Genomic DNA, 5,260 nt, shown 5'->3' on the forward strand with positions numbered 1-5,260 from the left:
TGGGCAACAATGCCTAACTGGTTATAGGTGCTGGCTTGCGAATAGCGATCGTTGAATTCGACATAGATTTGGAGGGCTTGTTGATAGTCGTTATGGGCTTGTTCATACTCGCGCAGTTCTTGGGCAACAATGCCTAAGTGGTGATAGTTTGTAGCTTTCCAAAGCTGCTTCTGTCGTTCCTCCAAATTACTCAGGAGATCATAGACTTCGATAGCTCTTTCGTAACTTAATTTGGATTCTGAGTATTGTTTAAGTTCAAGACAACTCCTTGCTTTTCTTTCATAAGAAAATGCTACTTGATATCCGAAATTGCTGCGAAGAAATGCCTCTGGATAAGTGTCTAGAGCATTACAAACGGTTTTAGCTAATTCCAATCGACTTTTCGGATCATTGGTTAAATCAAAGTAATTACCCAAACAAAATAGGATATCAATCCTTGCTTGACTCTCTAAACAAATCTGCAAAGCGCTGTACAGGTTCTCATACTCCAACTTGCAGAAGAAGATTCCTAACTGCCGCTCCTGTGCATCTTTAGAATCCATCAACTGCTCGTAATAACCCGCTAACCCCAAATAGTGATTCTTAAATCCCTCTCGCAATGCTTCACGAGTCCTTTCATCCTGCTGTGCTAACTTCGTCTTCAGAAAATAGGGAAACACAGGCTGAATCGAAAGCAACTGCGGACTCTCCTCAACCATCGGAGCCAACAATCCCCAATCAAGAGCCTCCTGCACCGCCCCATCAAACTGCTCAAACGCATAATCCTGAAACGGTACTAGCTCCTGCAACTGTTGAGCGTAATTTCCTAAAAGGTCTCGATGCACAAACCCACTAAACGGAGCCAAACACAGCAGCAGCTTTTGCGCCTCGGCTGACAAATTGCTGTGCGAATACTCCACACATTTCAAAATACTCTCCGTCTTCTCACCCGGCCGATCCAACCCCACATCCGCCGCATCCAACCCCGCCAACACCTGCGCCACACTCTGCCGCGCCAAATTTGCCAACACCACCTCGATCGCCAGCGGATACCCCGCCAACAGCCGCATCAGCCGCTCAAACTCTCGATCTGCCAAAATCGCCTTCCGCCTTGCCCTATCCAAAACGTGCCGCTCCAAGACCTTTTTGGACAACTGCGATCGCGCCTCCTGATCCAACCCGCGCAACTCATAGCGATTGTCTCGATACGCCGACTTTAGCCACTCCTCCCGACTCCGCGACCCCAAAAGCACGATCGACTTTCCGCCTGCAATGCGATCGAGAAACTCCCGAATCCGCCCCTGCTCCTCCCCAGGCAACGTATTCTGAATCGCCAACGCCTGCCCCGTCACCGACTCCAAATTATCCAGCATCAAACCATAGCGCCGACTCCGCACCACCTGCACCAGTCGCCCCACCCGCGCCTGAAACTGCATCGCCTGAAACTGCCGCATCTCCACATCCGAGAAAATGACAGACGCGATCTCAAACATCATCTGTTCCAGCGTCCAGGATCTCACGTCATAGCCAAAATAAAACACCCGCTCCACAAACCCCGTCTGCACCCACCAATCCTGCAAATAGCGCAGCAGCGTCGTCTTCCCAGTGCCGCCCATCCCCTGCAACAGCATCACCCCATGCCGCAGCAGCCCCTTCTCCAGCTTCAAAATATCTAAATCCCGCCCCACAAACCCATACGTCGCCCCCGCAAACCGATACTCCGTCCCCTGATTTGCAAAATACGCATCCGACTCCGCAAACGTCATCTCCCGCAGCCCAAAATTTACAGGCTGATTGCCATACACCACAGGCAACAACCAATCTTCGAGATCCACCTGCTGATTGAAATACACCGATCGGCTTTTGCGATCGAACAGTTCCCGTCGCCCCGCTCTCACCGCCTTAGACAGCGCTTCCCCTGCAAACAACTCCCCATACACTCGCTGCATCAACACCTTGGCCGCATCCACCGTGACGCTATACGCCATTGCCACCACCATCTGCATCCCCGCATCCATCAACCGAGCGCCCAAACTGGTCTCGCGTTCATCAATACGATCGACATCCCCATTCGCTCTAACTTGTTTCCCAGACTGACAAGCATTCAAAATACAAACCGGAATCCCGCGATCTTGCAATTCCCTCGAAATCTCATCTGCCGTCACCGGAGTCGCCTGCCCTGACTCATCCCCTTCAAAAAACAGAAAGGCCTTGACTCCAGCGTATTTAGTCAGATTTTCCAGCCGCGCCCCCCGCTGAAACCGATACTTCTCCCCCGTCGGCTCATACTTCTGAAACTGCTCATACGCCATCAATCCGCCATGCAAATCAAAATGCACGACATGATAAAACCCTTCCGGTTTCGCCTCCAAATGATCCAAAAACGCCTTGTACGTCCCCGGTCGGACAATTTCCACATTTACAGGCAACTGCCCATCTCGAATCGCCTCCACCATCGGGCGCGAAATCGTTCGATACCCGACATCCTTCTCCTCATTGGGTCGCGCTGTGACAATCAACAAATTCAGCACCATCGAAGGTTCGATCGCTCTCGTAATCGCCTTGCCTTGCACCCGTTTCTGGCGCACCATCACACAATCGATCGCCAAAGGCCGCGCCGCCTTCGGATCTCGCATCGCTTCCCAGTGCAACCCTTGAAATTCTGGCGATCCCTTGATCAGAATTTCTAACTCACTGACTTTTAAACTTTTATAAGCCACATAAGCCTCTGGATCGCCAAACACCTGCTGAAACAAATTTTCACCATACGATCGCACACTTTCCGCCACTTGTTGCGCGATCGTCTCATCCGAAAATGGAAACTTGATCCACTCCTCAAAGTACCATTCCAACCGCTTCTCATCTTGTTCGGCAAACGGATCACCCACCGCAATCTCAAACTCTGATCCCGCGATCGCCACGATCGCCTCAAATCCACTTGTTTGTCGAATCTCGATCGTCGGCATGATACAAAATCAGTAGAAGGCTTGTGACAAACTACACTCGTCTCCTAAAATCTCCGGAGACCAGTCTGCGACGGTAGAAAATCCTTTAAAAGATCATGAACGCTTTTCCCACCCTCGAAGAAATCAACCAGTTCCGTCAATCTCCCGCCGCCGACCCACAAGCCCTGCACCTTCTAGAACAAACCCAGAACTTTGAAGCCACCTTTGCCCAACTCTATGTCGATCGCTACGGCGAACCTCGAACGTTTGGTGACGAAACGCGATCGCTCTGGCAACTGCTTCTCAAGCGAGTCCAGCAAGAAGTTTGCGGCGAAAATGACAGCCTCCGCAGCTTAATCCAGGGGGCCAAAAAGAATCCCGCCAACGCAACTTTAGTCACCGGAATGATCACTGCCCTGGTCAATCTTTCTGGGGTTCCGCTGCCGATCGACTCTGCGATCGCCACCGCCGTTGCGCTCTACATCCTTCACATCGGCATTGATGTCTTTTGCGAATGGTCTTCCCCTCCCTCCAAAGCCGACTAAGCAGATCCCTGCTTCAGGAAGGGCTAAAAGCGATCGACGTTCCCAAACTCCGCTGGCATTGATTTCGCCGCTTCTCCACAGGTTCGAGGCGTAGGAAAAATCTTCCCTGGATTGGCCAACCCTTTGGGATTGAAGGCCTGCCGAACGTATTGCATCGTTTCTAAATCGGCTGAAGTAAACATTTCGGGCATATAGCAGCGCTTGTCTGCCCCGATGCCATGTTCACCAGAAATGCTGCCGCCCACCTGCACACAGAGTTTGAGAATCGCCCCGCCCAATTCCTCAACCTGCTCCAGCGCCCCCGGAACGGCATTATCGTACAAAATCAACGGATGCAGATTGCCATCGCCCGCATGAAACACATTGGCGACAAAGTAGCCGTACTGCTCACCCAACGACGCAATTTCCCGCAAAACGTACTCCAGCTTGGTGCGCGGAATCACCCCATCTTGCACGTAGTAGTCGGGACTGAGCTTACCCATCGCCGCAAATGCGGCCTTGCGTCCCTTCCACAGTTTCAAGCGCTGGTCAGCATCGGTGGCAACAGCGACATTTCGCGCCCCATTTTGCTTACAAATTTCAGCAACCCGCTGACTGTAGGTTTCGGCTTCGACCTCTAGCCCGTCTACTTCGACTAGCAAAATCGCCTCAGCATCTCGCGGATAGCAGCCCGTCGCGACGACATCTTCAACCGCATTAATGCTCAAGTTGTCCATCATTTCCATCCCACCCGGAATGATACCTGAGCTAATGATGTCAGAGACGGCCGCCCCAGCCGCTTCGACACTGGTAAAGTCGGCTAACAAAACGCGAATCGATTCGGGAGTTTTGAGGATTTTGAGCGTGATTTCGGTGGCGATGCCCAGCGTCCCTTCTGAGCCGACAAATACACCCGTCAGATCATATCCCGGCATTTCAGGAAGCTCACCGCCGACATTGACGATCGCCCCATCCGGTAAGACCAGCTTCAACCCTAAAACGTGATTGGTCGTCACGCCATACTTGAGACAATGCACCCCACCCGAATTTTCTGCCACATTGCCGCCGACTGAGCAAATAATCTGACTTGATGGATCAGGCGCATAGTAGAAGCCCGCCCCGCTCACGGCTTGCGTCACCCAATTGTTGATCACGCCTGGCTGAACGACGACGCGCTGATTTTCAAGGTCTACTTTGAGAATGCGATTCATTCGAGCCGTGACAATCAACACGCAGCCCTCGATCGGCAGCGCCCCCCCTGACAACCCCGTCCCCGATCCTCTGGCGACAAAGGGAATCTGGAAGCGATCGCAGATCTTCACGACTTCGGCCACTTCATCCGTGGTGCGCGGAAAGACAACAATTTCGGGACGTTGACGATAACTGGTCAGTCCGTCACATTCATAAACCAGCAGTTCTTCCTTTTTGCGAACGACTCCCTCTTTACCCAACACGCCCTCAAAGGCTTTGGCGACTCGTTGCCAGTCTCGAATGTCTTGAGCAATCATGGTGTTTCAGCGTCGGGTTCTGTTTGTATTATCCCGCATTCCGAGAAGTTAGAACGATCGCTCTGCTCACCTGAAACACGATCGCTCAATTGTTTCACCACTGCCACCTACGTTTGATCATTTCCTTCGTAGAAATAGCGTTAAAGCTAATCTCTCCAGATCATTAACCCAGTTCATTAACCCAGTTCACTAATATCAGTCTGAATTTAACGTGAATTCGATGAGAATTTTTTCGCTTCGTTGTTCACAGCTTCTGCCCCCCAACCCCCCAATTTTGGGGGACTTTAAGAGAGGAATTCTGGTT

At 51.6% G+C, this 5,260-nt stretch carries 3 protein-coding genes; 1 reads left to right on the plus strand and 2 read right to left on the minus strand.

Annotated features, from left to right (window positions below; genetic code table 11):
* A partial coding sequence (locus ACJ2PR_RS34830; RefSeq protein ID WP_446880478.1) for a CHAT domain-containing protein occupies positions 1-2,945 on the minus strand: 2,945 nt, incomplete at its 3' end.
* A gap of 95 nt (positions 2,946-3,040) precedes the next feature.
* Between ACJ2PR_RS34830 and ACJ2PR_RS34835 the strand changes: the two genes are divergently transcribed.
* Positions 3,041-3,469 carry a hypothetical protein gene (locus tag ACJ2PR_RS34835; protein ID WP_446880479.1) on the plus strand — a complete coding sequence of 143 codons (429 nt, stop codon included), beginning with the start codon at positions 3,041-3,043 and terminating at the stop codon, positions 3,467-3,469.
* Positions 3,470-3,492: 23 nt separating this feature from the next.
* Here the strand turns inward: ACJ2PR_RS34835 and glcD are convergent, their stop codons facing one another.
* On the minus strand, positions 3,493-4,956 hold the full coding sequence (gene glcD / locus ACJ2PR_RS34840) for a glycolate oxidase subunit GlcD (protein WP_446880480.1): 1,464 nt from the start codon (positions 4,954-4,956) through the stop codon (positions 3,493-3,495).
* Between the last annotated feature and the right edge of the window lie 304 nt (positions 4,957-5,260).

This window comes from Phormidesmis sp. 146-33 (assembly GCF_052939515.1).

What these genes read in the sequence shown, in the direction of transcription:
- glcD (WP_446880480.1), bottom strand. Translation starts at nt 4,956, where the DNA reads ATGATTGCTCAAGACATTCGAGACTGGCAACGAGTCGCCAAAGCCTTT.
- ACJ2PR_RS34835 (WP_446880479.1), top strand. Translation starts at nt 3,041, where the DNA reads ATGAACGCTTTTCCCACCCTCGAAGAAATCAACCAGTTCCGTCAATCT.